The organism is Acetobacter sacchari (assembly GCF_017377715.1).
GTDB lineage: Bacteria > Pseudomonadota > Alphaproteobacteria > Acetobacterales > Acetobacteraceae > Acetobacter > Acetobacter sacchari.
Genome location: NZ_JAFVMF010000024.1, coordinates 32605 through 52125, shown reverse-complemented (window position 1 = coordinate 52125; position 19521 = coordinate 32605). Strand labels below are relative to the sequence as shown.

Genomic DNA, 19521 nt, shown 5'->3' with positions numbered 1-19521 from the left:
TGGCGTCCACATCCAGAGCTTGAATCACATCAGACCGATTTTCCAAACAGGCTCTCAGGCGGGTCGGAACCTCGCACGTCCTCCGACGCGTTGATCGAAAACACCCTTCCCCCGGACGACGCCTCACCGCTCGACGCAGAATTCATTCACATGGCGGAAGCCGGTGGTTTCGACGACTGTTATGATCGAGACGGCGCGCCTGTCGCAGGATCTGGCGGCGCGCGAACGGCGACCACAGAAACCGCGCGCGACTGGTGGGACGAGCGACTGGAGCGCCTGCCTGCTCCAGTGTCCATGCACGAAAGCCTGGGCGAGCAACTGCGCCTCGTGCACCATCTGGACGCGCGTGACCGTCTTATAGGCAGGCATCTGATCACACTTCTCGATCCGGTCGGACGCCTTTCGCTTTCTACGAAGGACATCGCTGCACGCCTTGGCGTCGAAACCACTGTCGTCGAAAAAATTCGCATTCTGATGATGGGGTTCGAACCCACGGGACTGTTCGCACACTCGCTTCAGGAGTGCCTCGCAGCGCAATTGATCGCACAGAACCGCTTTGATCCGGCGATGGCGGCGATGATCGACAATCTCGATCTCCTCGGCGCGCATGAATACGCCCGCGTCAGAGCCATATGTGGCGTCGATACGGAGGACTTCGCAGACATGCTGTCGGAGTTACGGCGCCTGAACCCGAAGCCCGGTTTCTTCGGTATTGAGACACCGCCAGCGCTTATCGCTGATCTTCACGCATGTCGCACTTCAGAAGGAAACTGGCGCGTCGAACTCAATCCAGATGCTGCGCCTCGCCTCCGATTGGACGGCGCGTTGATGGCGCGCTCGCTCTCTTACGGCTCTCGATCCGATCATGCTTTCGTTCGCGCGGAAGGCGCCCGGGCACGCTGGCTGATGCGCGCAATCAGCCAGCGATCTCGAACCTTGCTGACGGTCGGGGCAGAAATCATGCGCGTGCAAGGTCAGTTTGTCGACGAGGGTCCTGCGGGCTTACGCCCCTTGACGCTGCAGCAGGTCGCCATCGAAACCGGCCTGCACGAAAGCACGATCAGCCGCGCGACCAACGGAAAGTATATCGAGACCCCGCACGGCGTCATCGAACTGAAATATTTTTTCACACAAGCCGTCAACGGACGTAATGCTGGAAATACTCAAAGCGCTGAGGCCATACGTTTCAAAATACGCAGAATGATCGACAACGAAAATCCAGGCGATACGCTGTCTGACGACGCCATCGTGCAAAAACTTCGCAAAGAAGGAATAGACATCGCACGACGAACCGTGGCCAAATACCGGGATGCGTTGCGCATAGCATGCTCAACGCAGAGAAGAAGGGAGAAAGCCGCCTCAGTCTGACGGCGCGCACTCACCGTCAGACCGACCAGGCGACCGGTTTCCTCAACAAAGGAGCCTGTCAGAATGAACATTCATGTGGCCGGTAAACAACTTGATTTGTCGGACGCGCTGAAACAACGCGTGACATCCCATCTTGGCGGCATTGCCGACCGATATTTCGATCAGGCGTTGGAAGCGGACGTAACGTTCAGCCGCGCCCGATCCTTTTTTACTTGCGACATCAACGTCCACGCCGGTCGTGGGCTGACCTTGCGTGGAGAAGGCGAAGCGTCGGACGCGCATGGCGCATTCGATGACGCAGCCGAGCATATTGCCCGCAGGCTACGGCGTTATCGTCGCCGGGTGCAGACCCACTCCCGGGCGTCGGCACGCCATCCGGGGCCGGAAGTCGGACGCACCTATGTGTTGCGGCAAACGGAACCGTCGGCGACTTCGCTGCAGACAGCAGACGAAAGCGACGGGCCTTATGCGACCATCATAGCCGAGCAGCCGACGGAAATCGCACTTCTGAGCGTGAGCGAGGCTGTGATGCGTCTTGATCTAGCAGACAGAAATCTTCTGGTCTTCCGCAACAGCGTCAGCAGACAGATCAATATTGTCTACCGTCGCGACGACGGGAATATCGGTTGGGTCGATCCCACTCCTACGTGACCTGCAAAGCGGCGAGCCCCAGCAAATTGCCGGGGCTCGCCGCGCTTCGGCGCAGATTTGCACTACGTCTTCAACAACAAGGAGTTGCTTTTATTGGGCGACACGAGGAATTTTAGAAATATATACAATCTTCATTAGATTTCGACAAAAGGCGAAAAATATAAAATAACGTTCTTGAAGAAGTATTGTATCTCACAGTTGCGGCAAGAAAACTCTCCCGCCAGGAGCTACCTTACTGAACGCAAGTCCTGTGAAGGCGCTACAGTCGGCGTCATCCGGGATATGCCGCCCCTCAAAACGGCCGCGCCTGAGCAGGTGGGTTTTGGCGCATGAGCCTGCCAACCTCAATAGTTAGCAGGCAGGTGCCTCAGTGAATCGTCATCGGCACCATGTCGTGCTCCGCAATGGCCGTAAACGCAGCCTCGGGGTCTTCAGTTAGCCCTACCACCTGCCCGTTCGCCGCATGGATTGCGAATACGTCCTGCCCGTCAGACGTCCCCTTGCGCACATAAACCAAGGTAGGAACACCCAGAGTAAGAAATTCATCATCCGACAAGTTGCGAATGTCGACAGCGTTCGCCGTATTGTCGGTTTTTGCTGATCTTCCGTTAATAGCCGTGTTTCTCATGCTTCCTCCTTGCGTCAGAGACGCAGGACGCGAAGGGAGCGCCCCCCATGTTCTAACGGGCGATGACGTCCCAACGTTCCTGAATGATGCTCAATCGTCAGAGATCGCGCGTATCGTGCGCGTCGATCGCTCGGCCGGGTCGTTAGCCGGTGGATTCGTCGCAGCGCCTTTGGTGATGTCGATACGTCGAACCCGCACCTCGGGCTCTGGCCTGTAAAGGTCAATGTTCAGCAGGCCGTTATCGAGCCACGCGCCGCCGATATCTATTCCTTCCGCAAGGACGAACGCCTTCTGGAACTGCCGCGCTGCGATGCCCCGATGCAGAAACACTCGTCCCTGCGAGTCGTCGGACTGACGACCCCGGATAACCAGTTGGTTATCCTCCTGCGTAATCTGGAGGTCTTCCATTACAAATCCGGCCACGGCCAACGTAATGCGAAGCGCTGACGGGCCAATCTGCTCTATATTATAGGGCGGATAACCATCGCCCGACGACTTCGACGCTCGCTCCAGCATGGTTTCAAGATGATCGAAACCTAAGAACATGGGCGACCCAAAAACTCTGCCTGACACTGCAGCCTCCTCCAATGAGCGAGACGGGGAAGCGGCCCCGACATGGCGACCGCTTTCATACGATATGGAATGATGCGCGCTGCGTGCAAGAGGCGATGTGGCTTTGCACGACTAGGACGATGGGGCAGATGCGACCATGCACTCTACGCATGTCGAATGAGATAAAATGCATACCTTGGAATTTTCGTCCCACTTCAGCCCACGACACATTGCCACCAGATCATTTTCTGAGCAAATTTTCAGGCCGTTTTTTAAGCGAAAGAGAGATATTTTGATTATTTTATGAGCAAAAGTATTCTAATCTCACAGACAACTCAGGCTGAGATTTTTTTTTAATCAAATGCGTCAACGCGGCCTAATGATTTTGTAAGAAATTCAGCAATAAAAACATCATCATGTGTTTTTTCGACATCTGATAAGCATATGCATCTGGTTGCACCGAACGTGAAGACGCGCTTTTTCACGCCGACCAATTCATATGGAGTCTCTACTATGCTTATTCATTCTGCGTTTATGCTTCTTTCGAACCCTGTCACCACGCTGGCTTCGATCCCTGTCTTTGCGTTTGTGCCCGCAGTTGGCGTGCTGATGGTCGCCACCGCCCTTTCAGACCGCGTCACCAACTAAAAGCGTTCCGACCTGTACGGAATGGGGCGACCTGAACTTCCTTTGGGTCCAGCAGCCCAGGTTACGCCGACCCGTTGGTAACGACGGCCACGAGGCGCCCGATCGGGCGCACGGCGGGCCTTTGTGACTGTGGATCATTCCCGCAGTGCGTATCCCTGACGCCGGCCAGCAAGGCGTCGCGGGATGCTCGTCAGGCGCAGAATCAGCGCTGGCGCGATATTTTTAGCCCACGCGGCAAGCTAAACAATCACGCGGCAGACAGCTTCTTGCCAAGCTTTCCGCCCATGTTGCGGAATCGCTGCGCGATCTGCTCGAACATGTCCCGCTTGAAAACGAACACCAGCGCCGGATACGCCGCGCAGCACGCGACGCCAATCACCATACATTGAGCAAAGTCGTGACCGGCGAAAGCGGGTGACGCAGCACCGACTTGCCCCACCCCGACAGCGACTGCAGCGAGCGCCGACGGCGACAGGTAAAAGTCGACCACCACTTTCCACGGCACGCCGCTCTTGCACAGAACCAGAAATGACGTGGCTGGCGGATAAACGAAATAATACACGCCAACGGCGATCGCCACGCCCATAGCCTGCCCCAGCCACGCCCCCAGCAAAACGAGCCCGAAGAATGCGGGCGTCGAGACAAGAGCGTAAACGAACGCGCGGCGAAACTCGCGACGCGCGCTCAGAAGCGCCCCGGTGATCCAGCTGATAGCGTCAAACGGCAGTCCTATGCTGAGTATCTGCACATATGGGACCGCATCCATCCACCGTTCTCCAAACAGTAAGTGCAGTCCGGGGCGAGCCAACGCCGCCTGAAGGAAGCAGAACGGCATCACAAGGAAAGCCAAAAGACGGCAGGCTTTGACCGCCGCCTGCGTCTGCCGCGCCGGGTCGTATCGAAGTTGAGCAAGGGCCGGGAAAAGAACGTTGGTGAAGTTTCCAGCCAACATTCGCACAGGCTGCACCGAAAAGCGGAACGCAAAAAAGTAGAACCCGACGATACTTTGAGACGCAATCAACCCAAGAACGATGTAATCGCCTTGATTGACGATTTCTATCAACGTCTTTGTCAGGAAAACAACCGAACTGTTGCTCATCAGATATCGCAATTGAACAACCCGCGCCCTGTTGCGTATTTCGGGTGGCGACCGACGCCAGAACCACACGGCGCGCACGGCGGCGAGAATTGGAAACGGAATGGCGAAGCTGTATGCGCCAAGCCCGCAGGCTGCGAACACGATGGTCAACACCTGCAGCGCGAAAATGTCGAACGTGTTGAAGGTAGCAAGAAAGCGGAAATCCATCTCGGCCCGGATTCGCACTGCAGGAACCGTCGCCAACGTCCGTAGCGGCGTCGCGACGGCGATAGCGGCGATAAGTCCTACAAGTTCGGGAGCGTGATACCAGCGCGCTGCGAAAGGCGCCGCCGCGATCATCACCACCATGCCAAGGGTACCGAGCCCCAGGCACAACCAGAAGGCAGGCGTCGACCACCACCGAATACTCTTCTGGCGCTGGAGGAGCACGTCATCGACACCGAAGCTGACCAGCGAATTGGCGACACCTGTGACCGTGTAAGCCAGCCCGATCGCGCCGAAATCGGCGGGGAGCAGCAATCGGGCCAGAATCAACTGCGAGAAAAACCCTATCCCGCGAGCGGCGAAGCTCTGAACGAGCAGCCATACAAAACCGCTCGTCGCGGCGCGGCTAAGATCTTTTCCCGCTTCACCGGCATCCCTCGCCCGCACCGCCGTCATCGTCGCTCCCTGTCTCTTTTCTTATAAAAATCCCCCGGCTAATGCCAACGGATACAAAGCCGCCGCATTGGGATCAACGACCGGTAAGCACGCTCATTTGTGGCCGATCAACACCGGTTTTCGTCGGTTCCAGCGTGTACATGTACTCGCCCCAGCGGCTTCCACCCGCCCAGTAAGTCCAGCCGTACCAGACGTACGGTCGACTGTTCACGTAAGCCATCGCTGTTTTCAGATCGTCGAGGCACTGCGCATTCCGTCCCACGGCGAATTCACCGAGAAGCCCCCTCGCATGATGTTCAGCCAGCCAGTCGGCGAAGGACGACAACCGGGGCACGACCTGATCCTGTGCCACGCAAACATCTGATCGCCCGGAAGAATCAGCATCGAAATACTGGTGGGCCTCAAAAATCAGCCTGCGTTTTTCGTCGTGTATGTCGGCCAATGCTGCGCCATTGACCTGGACGAAATTATGCGCGCCATCCCAATTCACACCCGAGATGAGAATCCGATTCACCGCGCCGCTTTTTCTTACCGCATCCACCGCCTGCTGCTCGACCTGCGCCCAATCGGCTGCGGACGCCAATTGCGGCTCATTCATCAGGCCGAAGAGGACCTTGCCGTCCTTGCCGAAAATGGCCGCAAGGCGAGTCCAGAGATCCACGAACCCTGCAACCGGCACATCGGAAGACCCTATTAGTTGGCCGTGGTATTTTCCGTAATTATGAATATCGAGAATCACCTCGCCACCTGCGCCTTCGATAGCGGCGACCGCCGACTGGATGCGCGACAGGTAACTCGGGTCAAAATCGCCTGAGAGATTCGGTTGAAGACGCTCCCACGATAGCGGCAAGCGAAACAGGCTCATGCCTTTGCTGGTGTAGTACGCGATTTCCTCGTCTTTGGGGAACGAGTAATCCCACCCGTAACGCCCGGGTATATGCCCGGAGGAGAACTCCGCCCCGGCAAGATTGACGCCGGAGAGAATACGGTCCGCCGCGCGCGACCCTGCGGGCGCGCCGAGAACCGTCAGGATCGCCACGGTCGCGTGGAAAAGCTTACGCGCTTTCATGGGTTGCCCCCCTCATTCGCAAGCCGCCGCCTCCACCGGAAAAAGCGGCGCAGGCGCCTTCTGACGGCTTACCTGACGCCGCCCCATAACAGGAACTGCATCGAGGGCCCCATACAGGAACCACAGAAGCGCAGCGGTCTTGATAGTTACGGAATTTGCGCCGATGCAGAGAGAGCAGGAAAAATACACCGCAAGCATCGTCTTCATCACAGCGGCATCCCGGCTGGCGTTTCGATGAAACGCAAATATCAGCGCATAAAGCAGCGTCAACGGCGCGCCCAGGGTGTTGAAAATATACGCATAGCCGGTGTCCGCCGTGTAGACTGGCGAGACCGAGAACGCGAACCACGGCGAAAGCGTCCAGTAATCGAGAAGTCGTCCTGAAAAAACGAGCCTTCCCTTGAGATTGTCAGTCAGGATCGACGGCGTCGCACCAGGAATTTCGTGCAGCGCGCCAACGATTGTCAGCGCCGTGACAATCCCGATCGGCAGCAGGAAAACAAACAGCGACGAGCGTCGAACTGGTGAGATACGAACAAGCAGCATCGCGACGCAGCAACCGCTTGCAAAACGCGAATCTGTCAGAACGATGCACACCATAGCAAGAACGATCAGGAGGATCTGGCGGCCGCCGGGACGATTGCGCCACACAGCCAAACACCATGCGAACACCAGCGCCGCGAAATTGCCCATCGATACCGGTTCAAGAAAGACCGATGACACGCGATGAGATCCGAGCAACGACGGCAGGAACGTGCGCGCGCCCTCCCCACGATTGCCACTGACGAACATCGTGGTGCCGGAATAATTCACCGTATCCTGCGACAAAACGCCCTTCTCGACATAATATTGCCACACGTTGAAAAGTTGACCGTAGAAATCAGGGGCCAGCAGTTCGAACAATCCGATCGACAGGACGAGCGTCATCGCCGCCCAGACCGTCCATTGGGCTGCAGGGCGGCCTGAGCCGCGTCCCAGGCAATAGAAAACATACATAATGAAAAGGTCATGGAGGATCTTTGGACTCTCCGCCGGATTGATCATTTTGGCTGCGACCACATAGCCCGTGGTCAGCACCGCGATCACCACGACCCGCTCAGTCACCTGCCGTCGCACGCACCAAGCCGCAGCGCCTATAACCAGCAATTCGATCATCGCCACCGTCGCGCTGGAAGCATGCAGCCAACCGCGTGTCTGCAGGAAGCATAGCCCCAGATTGAACATAAGCGACGTCACCACGATCCACTTTCCGGTCGCAGCGTTTTCCGCCCCGACCGTCCGTGTGAACGGAGAAACTACCGCGTCCATGGCGCGCCCCCAGACCAGGCGTTACCGCAGCAATGGCGGAACGAACAGGATTCGAAAAAACAACAAAAAACAGCTAAACAAAAAAACAGATTTTCAGAACTCCCATCCCACGGACCACCGGCCGACGACGACGCCACGCGAAACCTGCGCCCTTCGGCGCCAGTCCTGAGTCCATCGAAATTCCGAGAACCCCGGCGTCCGGAAATGCCACACACCGAACGTCCAAAACACGACCTTTTGAGGAGTGCTTTCACTGTATGGCCGGCAATCCCGAACGCAAGTGCAAAGAAAGAGATTGTGTAAACATAATGAAGCGCGCCAATATTCTGAAACAATCGCTTTCCGGCCATTGATCGGGATGTCGAGCCGGGTAAATATGTCGGCGCCATCGCGAAATTCCTGCGATCGAAATCCATCCCTACTTCTGAGCGAAGCAGCGTCTGCTTTCCGTTCACCCGTCCCTCTCACCGGCGCGGAGCCCAGACTGCATGACAGATTCACTTGTCATTTCGGTTCACGATTTTCGTTCACGTCGCAAGGCGAGCGTGCATTTCATTGCGCGGGAACTCGCTCGCAGAGGTCGCACGCGATTCTTTTCCACCGGCCTCAGTCGCCTGTCCGAGCATCGTGGCGACACACGAGCCGATCTTGCCTCCGTCGCAAACGGTGTCGAGTTTTCCGACGGCGTGGAGTGCTATCTGCAGCGGGGGCTCTGGCATCCGTTCCGCCTGAATCGCGCGGCTCTGGAACCAGCGGAAGCGGCCATGTTTCAGCTCTACCGTTTATTGAAACCGCGCATCCTGAAGCGATGGATTAAAGACGCCGACACAGTTTTTGTCGAATCAGGACTGGCGGCGATCTTTGTGCCTGACATACGGAAGTTGAACCCGCGCGCAAAAATCGTCTACCTCGCCTCGGACGATCTCGGCGTAATCGGCGCAGCGCGCACGATCAGGCAAGGATTTCTCGATAATTTCGACGCGATTGATCTCGTCCGCCTGCCCTCGCCGCTCCTCCGCTCCGGCATGCCGCATGCCCGCAACGCCATATTCGCTCCCCAGGGCGTCGACCGCGCTCTCATGGAACGGCCCCGCCCATCGCCTTTTTCAGACCGTCGCGCCTGCGTCTCGGTCGGGTCCATGCTATTCGACGCGTCGTTCTTCAATACGGCGGCGCCAGCCTTCCCTGACATCGACTTTTACGTCATCGGTGCGGGTCGCGCGGCGGAGGCGCTCGACAAGCGTCCCAATATCATCGTGCTGCCGGAGACGCCATTTGAAGAAACTCTTGGTTACATCCAGCACGCTGCCTTCGGCGTAGCGCCCTATCGCGACGCCGACACGCCGCGATATCTGCTCGACACGTCTCTCAAACTCAGACAGTTCGCATTCTTTGGCAAACCCGCCGTCTGTCCCGATTTCGCGGCAGGCGGCGACGCCGGGCGGTTCGCTTACAAGCCCGGTGACGCTGCATCCATCGCCGCGGCGATCAACGGCGCGTTGGCGAATACGACTCCCATATCCGTGGACCTTCCGGACTGGAGCGAAGTGGTTGATCGCCTGCTGTATCCCGAGCGCTTCCCCGAGCATCGTCTGGAGCACCAGAGCGATATGCCTGTAGCGGCGATTTACCGAACCGAGGTCCTGCCACTTTCCGAAACCTTTGTACGCGATCAGGCTCTGGCGCTGCAGCGCTGGCGGCCGGTACTGATCGGAGAACGCTCAATAGACAAACTCCCCCTCGAGGGACTGGAGGCGCGAACCTGCCACACAGGCCCCGCGACTTTTGCGGAGCGCCTCATGGGCGCGGCGCTGCGACGCTTTGATCTTCCGTCCCCCGGAGTTCTGAAAATAGCACGCGCTGTCAAACCGAAGTTGATCCACGCGCATTTCGGCTTCGACGGTGTCGAAGCATGGCCGATCGCAAAGCGCCTCGGCGTGCCCCTGCTCGTGACGCTGCACGGCTCCGACATCACAACGCACATGAAATGGTTCGCCGAGGGGCGGGCGGGACGACGCTGGAAACGCTATCCACTGTGCCTGCAGCGCCTCGCCAAAGTGCGGAACGTCGGCTTTGTCGCAGTATCAGGTCCCATTCGGGACGCGGCGCTCGCGGTTGGAATTCCCTCGGACCGCGTCACGATCTGTCATATCGGCATCGATGTCGACCGCTTCGTCCCCTCCGGAGAAACGGCAGGCAAACGAGCGCCCCTTATTCTTTTCGTGGGACGTCTGGTCGAAAAGAAAGGCGCCAAACTACTGGTCGAAGCGTTCGCGAAAGTCCGTGAGGCTCTACCCGAAGCTCGGCTGGTCATTGCTGGCGATGGACCGCAGCGCGCAGAAATCGAGGCTATGGCGCCAGACGGCGTTACATTGCCCGGCGCGGTCTCGCAAGATCGTGTGCGGGCCCTTATGGCCGAAGCTCGTGTGTTCTGCCTTCCCAGCATTACGGCGAAAAGCGGCGACAAGGAGGGGCTCCCGCTCGTGCTTCTTGAGGCGCAGGCGAGCGGCGTACCTGTAGTCACGTCGGCCAGCGGCGGCGCCACCGAGGGCATGGAGGACGGCAAAACCGGGTTCGCGTTCGCCGAAGGCGATGTCAGGGCGATGGCGCACCATCTGATCGCAATTCTGAGTGACAGCGAGATGGCTGATCGCTTCGGTCAGGCAGCCCGTTCTTTCATTGAACGTGCACATGATCGCAAGAACTGCACAAAAAAACTTGAAGACGTTTACGACCGATTGTCGGCTGGAAAGGGTGTTCTCGACACGAGCCCTCCATCATGAACCGGCCCCGCTGTCAGATCAAATTTTATACGTCCGTCGAATCTTGCGCGGATCAATGTCGAGTGAAACTTAAACAAAGAATTGTATATTTAAAAAAATATCAATCTGCGGTGACGACGCATGGCGAACAGCCCACCGCATACCCTTGATCTTTTGTTCGCCAGATACGCTTTTTTGACAAAATCATGATTCAACATTCCACAGAGCGTGCTTATTCAATCCACTCGCGTGGCGTGGAAGAGGAGCGCTTCAGGCTGAAATAGCGAACAAGGATGACGGCGCATGAAAATCGCCTATCTCGTCATGGCCCATGCAGTCGATGAACAACTGCGATTGCTGATCGACAGGCTTCTCGAGGACAGCCGATCCTCCGTCTATATTCATATGGACAGGAAAACCGCCGATCTAAAATGGTTGGATTCTGAATCGCGACCCAACCTGCATATTTTGCGAAACAGGGAGATCGTAAACTGGGGCGGTTTCTCGATTGTTCGTGCGACGCAAAATTTGCTGCGAATGGCAGTACGTGACCCTAAGAACGAACGCTTCGTCTTGCTCAGCGGATCGTGCTTTCCTCTACTCCCCTCGCCTGCTCTGGGAGACGCGCTGCTCGCTGCGCCCGCATGCGTTGCGGTCTGGGGAAAAATCGACGCATCTCTATCACGTAACGAGGGATTAGGGCGTTACGTCGTGACTAAAGCCCATCCGCTCGATGTGACGTTCATCAATCCCAAGCGCGGTCCCCTTCGAGACCGATTGTGGAATATGTTCAAGGCGATCAACAACCGACTGCCTTACGAACGCCGGGTCGAGATCGACGATTTGTGGAAGGGATCACAGTTCTTCGTCTTCGATCGCGCGCTGGCGCTTACGTGCTCCTATCCACCCGATGAACTTGTGACGACACTGCGTCACGCTCTGGCGCCGGACGAGATCTTTTTCACGACACTGTTCGTCAGACGCCAACGAGAGGCAGGGAATCGCCTGACCATGACCGGCCCCGGGGCCCATGTTCAGGGGCGACATTTCATCCGCAAACAGACCCCCATGCACAGAACATGGCGTCAACGCCTTGCCGGAACCGTGGATCTCCGACGTCTGACGGCAATTGATCTTGCAGAAGCTCTCGTCAGTGACGCGTTGTTTACACGAAAGTGCACGCCGGACATATCGCGCGCCATTATCAAGGCCGCGGACGCGCGGTATCATTCCTCGCGCGGTGAAGTCGCCAAGGACCAGGCCGCCTTCGGAAAAGGCAAGGACATCACGTAGCGTTTCGTTTTTTGGTAGAGTCGGGAGCCTCGCAAACGCCCGATCTGACGTAATGGCTGCTGCACCAGATCAAGAAATACTCAAGAAATTGTGATATTTTCAGAAAAAAATCCAGATCTTCGCGATCAGCGCAATTGGAATTCGATCGTCCAATGTGCGCTTACAGTTTGCCCAGACGCCGCAGACCAGCCCACGCTCCGCCCTTCAATGCGAAAAAGTCATGCACCGCGATCGCCAGTAACGCGCCTGAGCGCGACAACTCCGACGCCAACGCCGCATCTGCAAGAACTCGTTTCTCCGGTACGTCCGCGTCGCCACAGAGACGTACGCCGATCATGGCCGTTGCGTGCAATTGCAGCGCCCGGCGCAGTATCGCTGCGCTCTCTACACGGGGCGCCGAGCGTGACGTGTCGGTGTTGACGGCTTCGTCTCCCAGCAACCTGTTCCGATTGTCCAAGTATAAAATCCGTAACTGCCCCGGCACGGCGCCGTCGAGGGCCGTATCGAAATAAACCAGCAGGGCCTCCCAATCGCCAAGTTGCGGACGAGAACGCGCCTCGACGCTCGCCAGTCTCGTTGCAGCCAGTAAGGGGAGACTTAAGGCTGCTACGCTGGCCGCGCTGAGCCCGGCCTCCGCAAGTGCGTCCTGATTCGCCTCCAGCACCTTGTGCAACGACCCGAAACGATTGATCAGTGCTTTGGCGAGCGGTTTGGTGTCGCGGCGGGCTATTCCCAAAAAAAGCAACATCTCCAGAATCTCGTAATCCGCGAGAGCTGAAGCGCCACGCGCCAGAACGCGCTCGCGCATGCGAGAGCGATGACCGGACGGCCCCGTGCTGGAGAATGCCGCTGTGGCGGCTCTTTCTCCAGCACGCCGAATGTCGCCGCGCGCACCCTCCGCAGGGGAATGATTGTCCATGTGGGTTCCCGTCATATGCGCGACGCGTGTTTCCTCTGACAGATCGAACGTCGTTTCCTCGGATCTGGCAAGTCCAGGGAGTTTCGGCATCGGCGGGTCTGAACTTCACGGATCAGGGGATTTACCCTCATCGAGCCAGCAACCCTGTCCGCGCGATCGATTCCCCCGTTCCCAATGATACGCCAGATCGGCGCCGCCCATTGCGTTCGTCGAGAGTCGCGATATGTCCGACCGGTGGCGTTCATTCAAGGACGCCCGCCAGGGGAGCTCGTCACATCATGACCGCGCTACTGTTCGCCGCCGTCGTTATCGTATGGGGCCTGAGCTGGTTCGCCATACATCTGCAAGTCGGTGGCACAACGTCGGACGTAGCGATTTTCTGGCGCTTCGCGATCTCTTCGGGCTTGCTCGGGTGCTGGCTGGCGGCCACGCAAAAGCTGCGCCCGCCGCCGCGCGCCCTAGTACCGTGGCTCGCCTTACTCGGCATGAGCCTGTTTTCCGTCAATTTCCTCGGCATCTACAGCGCGGCGAGCATTCTCCCAAGCGGCGTCGTGTCCGTCATCTTCAGCACGTCGACGATCCTTAACGCGGCCAATCTGTGGATTTTTTTTCGTCAGAGGCCCGACATCCGGGTCGTGGCGGGCGGAGTTCTCGGCGTGACAGGCGTCGCCTTGCTGTTGAGTTCCGGGGCCGGAGCGACCGCCGTCACGCGTGAGCAGTTGCTATCGGGCGTGGCTTTGGCGCTTGTCGGAACCACGATTTTTTCTCTTGGCAACATGATCACACGAAGGATCGCTCACAGCGGATTCGGCCTCACAAACGCCGTGTTTTACGGGATGGCATTCGGCTCTCTGCTTCTCGCGTGCGATGTCCTGTCGTTGGGGCATTCCCTGGCTTTCCCGCTAACTGCACGCTGGATCGGTGGACTTGCGTATCTGTCTGTAGCGGCGTCGGTGGCGGGTTTTATCGCCTACATGTCTCTTATCCACCGCATTGGCGCGGACAGGGCGGCTTACACGACCATCATTTCGCCTGTCATAGCCCTCGGCGTATCGGGGTTTTTCGAGGACTTGCATTGGACGACAGCCATGCTGTGCGGGGTTGTCCTTGTTCTGAGCGGTAACATCCTCGCCTTCCTGCCGCGCCGTAACGCTCCAGCAGTCATCGCGCCTATTGAGGTCGAGCAGGGTTGAAACATCGTGCCGCAGGATAAATCAACAACCATCTGGAGGCGTGTTCATAAGCCAGCGTAGACGGATAAAGCTTGGGGGTCCGCGCCTCGCTTGAGGGGTGGGTGGATCCGTAATTCCAATATCTGGGCGTTTTATGTTCACCGGATCAGCGGACCACGGCCCCCAAGGGACGCAGCAAGAGTTACAAAGGCCGGCAAGCCCCCACAATTGGGGAGCCTGCCGGCCTTCGTTGGGCGCGTCAGTGCGCTCCGCGCGCAGGGCCGCCGCCTTTGATCGGCGACAGCAGGAAACAGAACGGCACTACGGCAAGCGCCGCCAGACCGAAAATCATGAAGGCCTCGTTATAGGCGAGCATCGCAATCTGGGTCGTAAAGTTCTGGAACAAGCTGTGCTGCGCTATCACGTCGTAAGTCGAGGGGGCACGATTATGGTCCAGCGCAAACTGTCGTCCACGCGCCAGATACTCGTTGTAAGGCTGATGAAACGGCGTCATCAAGTGAACCATGTTCGCCTGATGTTTCTGCCTCAGCTCCGTAATCAGCGCCGTCGCGCCCGAAATGCTCAAAGACCCGAGGAAGTTTCGCGCCATCGAGAACAAGGCCGATGCGTCTGCATTCATCTCTTTCGGCAATGTCGAATAAGCAACGGTGGACAAAGGCACGAACAGGAACGCCAGACACGCGGTCTGACTCATCCTGAAGAAGACCAGGTGCTTGAAGTCAAGATACGGAACCAGATGACCGGACCAGAACAACGCCACCGCCATGCTCGCAAAGCCGAATGCGATGATGAACCTAACCTGGAACATCCCCATCAGCTTGCCGACAATCGGGATGAGAAAGATCACCGCAATTCCGCCTGGAGACAGAACGAGGCCGGACAGGGTCGCCGTATAGCCAATCACCTGCTGCGCGAATTGCGGCACAATGATCGCTGATGAGTAGAGCAGAGCCCCCATCATTCCCATCAGCAGCGTGCCGACCGCGAAATTGCGATCCTTGAACACCCGCAGATCGACCGCCGGGTATTTGGCTTTCAACAGCCAGATCACCGCTCCGATAATGCCTATCGCCGCGAGAACGCCCATGATGCAGATGAAGCGCGATCCGAACCAGTCGTCGTCCTCCCCACGGTCGACCATGACTTCAAGGCAACCAAACCCGAGCGTGATCAGGCTGATGCCAATAGCGTCGATGCGCTCACGCCGCTTTTTCGCCCACGGCGGGTCCTCGACCAGCATGCCGACGGCGATGGTCGCAAAGATACCGACAGGAATGTTAATGAAGAAAATCCAGCGCCACGAATAGTTATCGGTGATCCAGCCGCCGAGTGTCGGCCCCAACACCGGCCCGACCACCGTCGCAATGGCGGTAAGACCGAACGCAGCCGCACGTTTTTCGGGCGGAAAGGTGTCGAGAATGATGGATTGCTGGTTCGGCTGCAGACCACCGCCGAAGAACCCTTGCAGCAGGCGAAAAATAATCAGTTCACCGAGGCTGGTGGACACGCCGCATAGAAACGACGTGACAGTGAACATGGCTATGCAGCCCATGAAGTAGACCTTGCGGCCGAACAGCTTGCCCAACCAGCCCGAGATCGTGAGCACGATGCCATTGGCGACAAGGTAGGACGTCAACGTCCATGTCGCGTCGTCATAGGTGCTGGAAAGGCTGCCTGCGATATGCGGCAGCGACACGTTGACGATCGTGGTGTCCAGAATCTCCATGAACGCCGCGAGCGTGACCACCAGAGCGATCAGCCACGGGTTGTTCTTGGGCTTCCACTCCTCGGGCTTTGCGGCGTTTTCGCCGCTCCCGGCCGCCGCTGCGTCGCTCATGGGGCCTCGTTGTCGCCAGTTGAGCCAGCATCTCGATCAACCACGCGGCCGTTCGACGAACGCGCCGCCTTCGTGTCGACATGAACCGTAGGCACGACCGACAGGCCGAGCGCGAGCGGAGCGTCACGATCGAGCCCGCTGTCGATGCGGATCTTGACCGGCACGCGCTGCACGATCTTCACATAGTTGCCTGTCGCGTTTTCGGGCGGGAACGCGCTGAACGTAGCGCCTGTGCCCTTCTGCAACGAATCCACATGTCCGTGCAGCTTCAGGTCAGGATAGGCGTCGACAGTGATGTCGACGGCTTGGCCCGGCCGCATGCTCGTGATCTGCGTTTCCTTGTAGTTGGCGATAACCCAGACCTCGGGCGTCACGATCGAGAACAGGGTCTGTCCCGACGAGACGAAGTTCCCGCGTTCGATGTTACGCTGGGAAATCCAGCCGTCGTGCGGCGCGCGAATTTCGGTCCAGAGCAGATTCAGATCCGCCTGAACAAGCGACGCCTTGGCGCTGGAAAGCTGGGCGTCTTCGCTATTAACCTGTGCGCGGGCGTTACCGATGTTCGGCGCCACGGGCTCAGCGATCGCAACCTGCGCCTGCGCCTGCATGACCTGGGCCTTGGCGGCGTCGAGCGCAGCCTGAGAGTAGTCGATGTCCTGTTGCGACGTCGCGTCGCGCATGACGGAATGTTGCCGCTTGTAATCAGTTTCAGCGCGGAATTCCTGAGCCTTGGCCGAGGCCAGATTGGCCTGCGCCTCAAGCAATCTGCCAGGGAAGTTTTTCTCGGCGACCTGCAGCAGCATCTGGTTCGCAGCGACGGTCGCTTCGGCTTGCGAAACTGTGGCCGCGGCCTTGTCGCGCGCGGCCTGCCAGTCGCGCGGATCAATCCGCGCAAGCAACTGCCCCGCGCGCACGAACTGGTTGTCGTCGACGAGAAGCTCTGTCACGTAGCCGGAAACATGCGGTGCGATCGTGATCGCCCTTCCCTGCGTGAACGCGTCGTCGGTCTCCACGTCGAAGCGATGGAGGAACCAGTAGAACGCGGACCCGATCACCGCCAGAACCAGCAACCCGATCAGCAGTATCCGGACAATGGGATTACGTTTCTTCTTGGGGGCGGGTTGCGTGCTGCCTGAGGCGCCTGCCCCGGGGCTGTCGTGATCATGAATCTCGTCGGCCATGCCGTCTCCGCGCGCTCGAATCGATTTTCTTCGGTCAGGGCCGTCGCTCGGGCGGCTGACCGATCCGTTCGGTCAGCTTCTGACACGGCAACGCCCAACCATCAAGCGGGCATGGGGCCAGTCCCGGTGTCCACATGGTGACATGAACGCCTCTCGAAGCGTATAACCCACAGATATTATTCAATTCGACCGCTGAAATTCGTCGGGCCGTGACGCGCAGTTCTCTTGCGAAGTTTCGGGCGAATGAACTGGTGTTCGCCTCGCCAACAACATCGCCGGATGGCTGCAGTTCGATGACGGATATCCAGGCGGATGCGTCTGGCTTGAATGTCATCAGGCAGGCGCGTGGCGCTTTACATTGCCAGGAACAGGCGAGGCGCCCTTACCCGATCAGGGAAAGAGCAGCATGCATGTTCAAAGCTATAGTTGCTCGCTCCGGGCACACGGCACGCCCTGCGCTCAACCACGCTACTTACCGTAGGCATGTGGTTGCCCGACATCATGACGCACACAGCAGAACCGGCTTGACGGACAGCTTTGAAACCACCAAAAGCGACGCGAAGAGAGTGGATGACGCAGGTCTCTCCGTTAAGAGACTTACACGAAACGACGGCTCTCTGTCGTTCTGCCGGGTTAGCACAGTGGTAGTGCAGCGGTTTTGTAAACCGAAGGTCGGGGGTTCAAATCCCTCACCCGGCACCACAAACCCAATAAAATCAATTACTTAAAAACACCCTTGGTGTAATTTGGTGTAATCACGACGCCGTGATTGCTGCATTTAGCCGAACTACGACCCAGCATTCGAAGCTCATAGTCGGCCTATCCGAGCCCGCTACCCGGCCTGCACAGCCGCATTCCCGTCATCGAGCTGCCTGCGCGCGAACGCCCACTCCGCATCTGTCGGCGCCCGGCCCTCTTTCAGTGGCTTGAGCAGGGCGACGACGTCCTCGACGACGACGGGCGTGATCTGCACAAGCCCTTCAATGGCGGCCACGGCGATCGAAGCATATTCTTGATCCATGTTAATTTTTCCCTGTTACAATGAGGCCGGGAAAACGAAACTCCTGCGAGCCGCTTTCCCGGTAAACGAAAAGCCTTGAGGCCGTTCCCCTGATCAGCTCGCAGGAAGCAAAGCGCGGGCGGCCTGCAGCGCATCCTGCGCAGCCTCGATCGCCGCCTGGTCGAGCGGATCTCCTGCGCGCGCCGCGTCGACGAGCGGGCCGATCTGATCATGCGCCGTCTGAAACGCAGGCTTCATCTTCGCCGTGACCGCCGGATCGGCGACCGGATTCCGCTCATAGGCCGCAGCCACCTGAGCCGCCGCCGCATAGGACAGGTCCAGAGCAAAGACGGCCTGCTGTCGCTGGACAACCTGGTCGGCCGAACTGCCGCACGCTGTCAGCGACATGACCGACAGCCCGATCACCAGGGCTGCGACCGGCGCCACGCCAGAGGCTCGCGCCGCCGTGGACGGCTCGGCCTGCACGCTCGCCGCGGCGGCGCCAGCCAGAAGGGCCCCGGCCGGAACCGCATCAGCGATGATCTTCACCGCGGCCGGACCGATATCCTTATGTGTGGCGACAGCATGGACGGCGGCCGCCATATCGTTGCGCTGGGCCAGAATGCGCCCGACCAAGGCGCTGTTGTCGCTGGCGAGCAGCGGCAGCGCTGCCGTCAGCAGCGCGCAGGCGACGCCTTCGGGCAGCACGCCAAACCAGAGCGCGACCAGCGTGCCGAGGATGTCCGCGAGGGCGAACAGGGACGTTGGCTGGCGCAGATACGCGCCGACCTTCTCGAAATTCATGAGAGTGCTTTCACGCGGCCAGATGGCTGCGAGTGTGAGGGAGTATTCCACAGCGCCAGTTCGGCGCGTCTGCGGTTGGTGAGGCCGTTTGACTCGACGAGACGGCCGTCGATCCGGACGTGGTTCCAGCGCGCAAGCTCGGCGCCAGCCGCGACGTAGGCGCGCTGGTTCAGCAGCCGCAGCAGCGTCGATCCGGCGAGGGCGCTGGTCCCGAGGTTGTAGGAAAAGTCGATCAGGGCAGCTTCCTGCCCGGCGGTCATCGGCGCCGTGACAAGCTGACGCACCCTGCCCTGCACGACGGCGAGGCGGTCCGTCAGCAGCGCATCGGCCTCGGCCGCGCTGATCGGTCGCGTCGCGCGGGCGACGGCGGTCCGGTCGGCCAGTGCGCGGCTGCCGTAGCCGATGGTCCAGTAACCGGCCTGATCCTGATAGGGGCGCTGGCGCAGCCCTTCAAAACGGCGCGCGAGATCGGCCGCGAGTTGCAGCGGGTCATTCATCTGATGCTCCGGGCATAAAAAAAGCCGCCCAAAGGGGCGGCTTCAAAGACGG

General features: G+C 58.8%; 18 protein-coding genes and 1 tRNA gene. 7 read left to right on the top strand and 12 right to left on the bottom strand.

Translation table 11 applies throughout. The features are described 5' to 3' along the window. Together rpoN and hpf are read left to right on the top strand one after the other, a co-directional pair. Window positions 1-1368 (top strand): RNA polymerase factor sigma-54 (gene rpoN, locus J2D73_RS17390; RefSeq protein ID WP_207883399.1); only part of this gene is annotated, 1368 nt, incomplete at its 5' end. Between the two features lie 63 nt (window positions 1369-1431). Beyond that, window positions 1432-2019, top strand: coding sequence for a ribosome hibernation-promoting factor, HPF/YfiA family (gene hpf, locus J2D73_RS17385; protein ID WP_086644565.1), 588 nt, complete (start codon window positions 1432-1434; stop codon window positions 2017-2019). A gap of 367 nt (window positions 2020-2386) precedes the next feature. Here the strand turns inward: hpf and J2D73_RS17380 are convergent, their stop codons facing one another. Both J2D73_RS17380 and J2D73_RS17375 read right to left on the bottom strand, forming a co-directional pair. Beyond that, the gene (locus J2D73_RS17380) at window positions 2387-2647 is read right to left on the bottom strand and encodes a DUF1150 family protein (RefSeq protein ID WP_207883397.1); all 261 of its coding nucleotides are present in this window, start codon (window positions 2645-2647) and stop codon (window positions 2387-2389) included. A 90-nt stretch (window positions 2648-2737) separates the two neighbouring features. Continuing rightward, complete coding sequence (locus J2D73_RS17375) at window positions 2738-3220, bottom strand: Hsp20 family protein (RefSeq protein ID WP_086644567.1); 483 nt, start codon at window positions 3218-3220, stop codon at window positions 2738-2740. 492 nt (window positions 3221-3712) lie between these two features. Here J2D73_RS17375 and J2D73_RS21065 point away from each other — a divergent pair, with 492 nt between their 5' ends. Then, window positions 3713-3847, top strand: a complete 135-nt coding sequence (locus J2D73_RS21065) for a hypothetical protein (protein ID WP_255376470.1) — start codon at window positions 3713-3715, stop codon at window positions 3845-3847. Window positions 3848-4094: 247 nt separating this feature from the next. Here J2D73_RS21065 and J2D73_RS17370 read toward each other — a convergent pair whose 3' ends face one another. From J2D73_RS17370 to J2D73_RS17360, 3 genes are all read right to left on the bottom strand, one after another. Beyond that, window positions 4095-5606, bottom strand: a complete 1512-nt coding sequence (locus J2D73_RS17370; protein WP_207883395.1) for a lipopolysaccharide biosynthesis protein — start codon at window positions 5604-5606, stop codon at window positions 4095-4097. 73 nt (window positions 5607-5679) lie between these two features. After that, on the bottom strand, window positions 5680-6675 hold the full coding sequence (locus J2D73_RS17365) for a glycoside hydrolase family 5 protein (protein WP_207883393.1): 996 nt from the start codon (window positions 6673-6675) through the stop codon (window positions 5680-5682). A gap of 12 nt (window positions 6676-6687) precedes the next feature. Then, window positions 6688-7983, bottom strand: a complete 1296-nt coding sequence (locus J2D73_RS17360; protein ID WP_207883391.1) for a polysaccharide polymerase — start codon at window positions 7981-7983, stop codon at window positions 6688-6690. A 488-nt stretch (window positions 7984-8471) separates the two neighbouring features. On the opposite strand from J2D73_RS17360, the gene J2D73_RS17355 reads away from it, so the two are divergent. Both J2D73_RS17355 and J2D73_RS17350 read left to right on the top strand, forming a co-directional pair. Then, window positions 8472-10766 (top strand): GumK N-terminal domain-containing glycosyltransferase, encoded by a 2295-nt coding sequence (locus J2D73_RS17355; RefSeq protein WP_207883389.1) that lies wholly within the window; start codon window positions 8472-8474, stop codon window positions 10764-10766. Between the two features lie 282 nt (window positions 10767-11048). Next, the gene (locus J2D73_RS17350) at window positions 11049-12038 is read left to right on the top strand and encodes a beta-1,6-N-acetylglucosaminyltransferase (protein WP_207883387.1); all 990 of its coding nucleotides are present in this window, start codon (window positions 11049-11051) and stop codon (window positions 12036-12038) included. A gap of 160 nt (window positions 12039-12198) precedes the next feature. Here J2D73_RS17350 and J2D73_RS17345 read toward each other — a convergent pair whose 3' ends face one another. Next, window positions 12199-12957: a JAB domain-containing protein gene (locus tag J2D73_RS17345; protein ID WP_207883385.1), complete on the bottom strand. Its 759-nt coding sequence runs from the start codon at window positions 12955-12957 to the stop codon at window positions 12199-12201. Between the two features lie 278 nt (window positions 12958-13235). Between J2D73_RS17345 and J2D73_RS17340 the strand changes: the two genes are divergently transcribed. After that, window positions 13236-14150, top strand: a complete 915-nt coding sequence (locus J2D73_RS17340) for a DMT family transporter (RefSeq protein ID WP_207883383.1) — start codon at window positions 13236-13238, stop codon at window positions 14148-14150. Window positions 14151-14388: 238 nt separating this feature from the next. Here J2D73_RS17340 and J2D73_RS17335 read toward each other — a convergent pair whose 3' ends face one another. The 3 genes from J2D73_RS17335 to J2D73_RS17325 are packed head-to-tail and all read right to left on the bottom strand — an operon-like array spanning window position 14389 to window position 17502. Continuing rightward, window positions 14389-15987 (bottom strand): DHA2 family efflux MFS transporter permease subunit, encoded by a 1599-nt coding sequence (locus tag J2D73_RS17335; RefSeq protein ID WP_207883381.1) that lies wholly within the window; start codon window positions 15985-15987, stop codon window positions 14389-14391. Next, a complete protein-coding gene (locus tag J2D73_RS17330; RefSeq protein WP_207883379.1) occupies window positions 15984-17168 on the bottom strand; it encodes an HlyD family secretion protein in 1185 nt (394 codons plus the stop codon). The genes J2D73_RS17335 and J2D73_RS17330 overlap by 4 nt, the downstream gene beginning before the upstream one ends. Before the next feature lie 34 nt (window positions 17169-17202). Then, window positions 17203-17502, bottom strand: a complete 300-nt coding sequence (locus J2D73_RS17325) for a hypothetical protein (protein WP_207883377.1) — start codon at window positions 17500-17502, stop codon at window positions 17203-17205. Between the two features lie 293 nt (window positions 17503-17795). On the opposite strand from J2D73_RS17325, the gene J2D73_RS17320 reads away from it, so the two are divergent. Beyond that, window positions 17796-17870: transfer RNA gene (locus J2D73_RS17320), tRNA-Thr, on the top strand. A gap of 130 nt (window positions 17871-18000) precedes the next feature. On the opposite strand, the gene J2D73_RS17315 is transcribed toward J2D73_RS17320, so the two are convergent. The 3 genes from J2D73_RS17315 to J2D73_RS17305 all read right to left on the bottom strand — a co-directional run bounded on the left by J2D73_RS17315 (window position 18001) and on the right by J2D73_RS17305 (window position 19469). Beyond that, a complete protein-coding gene (locus J2D73_RS17315) occupies window positions 18001-18189 on the bottom strand; it encodes a hypothetical protein (RefSeq protein ID WP_207883375.1) in 189 nt (62 codons plus the stop codon). Between the two features lie 93 nt (window positions 18190-18282). Beyond that, window positions 18283-18972 carry a hypothetical protein gene (locus J2D73_RS17310; protein WP_207883374.1) on the bottom strand — a complete coding sequence of 230 codons (690 nt, stop codon included), beginning with the start codon at window positions 18970-18972 and terminating at the stop codon, window positions 18283-18285. After that, window positions 18969-19469 (bottom strand): lysozyme, encoded by a 501-nt coding sequence (locus tag J2D73_RS17305; protein WP_207883372.1) that lies wholly within the window; start codon window positions 19467-19469, stop codon window positions 18969-18971. The genes J2D73_RS17310 and J2D73_RS17305 overlap by 4 nt, the downstream gene beginning before the upstream one ends. Window positions 19470-19521 lie beyond the last annotated feature (52 nt).

Excerpts from the sequence above, each read along its gene's own strand:
- J2D73_RS17315 (WP_207883375.1), bottom strand. The coding sequence starts at position 18,189 with ATGGATCAAGAATATGCTTCGATCGCCGTGGCCGCCATTGAAGGGCTT.
- J2D73_RS17325 (WP_207883377.1), bottom strand. The coding sequence starts at position 17,502 with ATGACATTCAAGCCAGACGCATCCGCCTGGATATCCGTCATCGAACTG.
- J2D73_RS17305 (WP_207883372.1), bottom strand. The coding sequence starts at position 19,469 with ATGAATGACCCGCTGCAACTCGCGGCCGATCTCGCGCGCCGTTTTGAA.
- J2D73_RS17335 (WP_207883381.1), bottom strand. The coding sequence starts at position 15,987 with ATGAGCGACGCAGCGGCGGCCGGGAGCGGCGAAAACGCCGCAAAGCCC.
- J2D73_RS17310 (WP_207883374.1), bottom strand. The coding sequence starts at position 18,972 with ATGAATTTCGAGAAGGTCGGCGCGTATCTGCGCCAGCCAACGTCCCTG.
- J2D73_RS17365 (WP_207883393.1), bottom strand. The coding sequence starts at position 6,675 with ATGAAAGCGCGTAAGCTTTTCCACGCGACCGTGGCGATCCTGACGGTT.
- J2D73_RS17350 (WP_207883387.1), top strand. The coding sequence starts at position 11,049 with ATGAAAATCGCCTATCTCGTCATGGCCCATGCAGTCGATGAACAACTG.
- J2D73_RS17355 (WP_207883389.1), top strand. The coding sequence starts at position 8,472 with ATGACAGATTCACTTGTCATTTCGGTTCACGATTTTCGTTCACGTCGC.
- hpf (WP_086644565.1), top strand. The coding sequence starts at position 1,432 with ATGAACATTCATGTGGCCGGTAAACAACTTGATTTGTCGGACGCGCTG.
- J2D73_RS17330 (WP_207883379.1), bottom strand. The coding sequence starts at position 17,168 with ATGGCCGACGAGATTCATGATCACGACAGCCCCGGGGCAGGCGCCTCA.
- J2D73_RS17360 (WP_207883391.1), bottom strand. The coding sequence starts at position 7,983 with ATGGACGCGGTAGTTTCTCCGTTCACACGGACGGTCGGGGCGGAAAAC.
- J2D73_RS17340 (WP_207883383.1), top strand. The coding sequence starts at position 13,236 with ATGACCGCGCTACTGTTCGCCGCCGTCGTTATCGTATGGGGCCTGAGC.
- J2D73_RS17345 (WP_207883385.1), bottom strand. The coding sequence starts at position 12,957 with ATGGACAATCATTCCCCTGCGGAGGGTGCGCGCGGCGACATTCGGCGT.
- J2D73_RS17370 (WP_207883395.1), bottom strand. The coding sequence starts at position 5,606 with ATGACGGCGGTGCGGGCGAGGGATGCCGGTGAAGCGGGAAAAGATCTT.
- J2D73_RS17380 (WP_207883397.1), bottom strand. The coding sequence starts at position 2,647 with ATGAGAAACACGGCTATTAACGGAAGATCAGCAAAAACCGACAATACG.
- J2D73_RS21065 (WP_255376470.1), top strand. The coding sequence starts at position 3,713 with ATGCTTATTCATTCTGCGTTTATGCTTCTTTCGAACCCTGTCACCACG.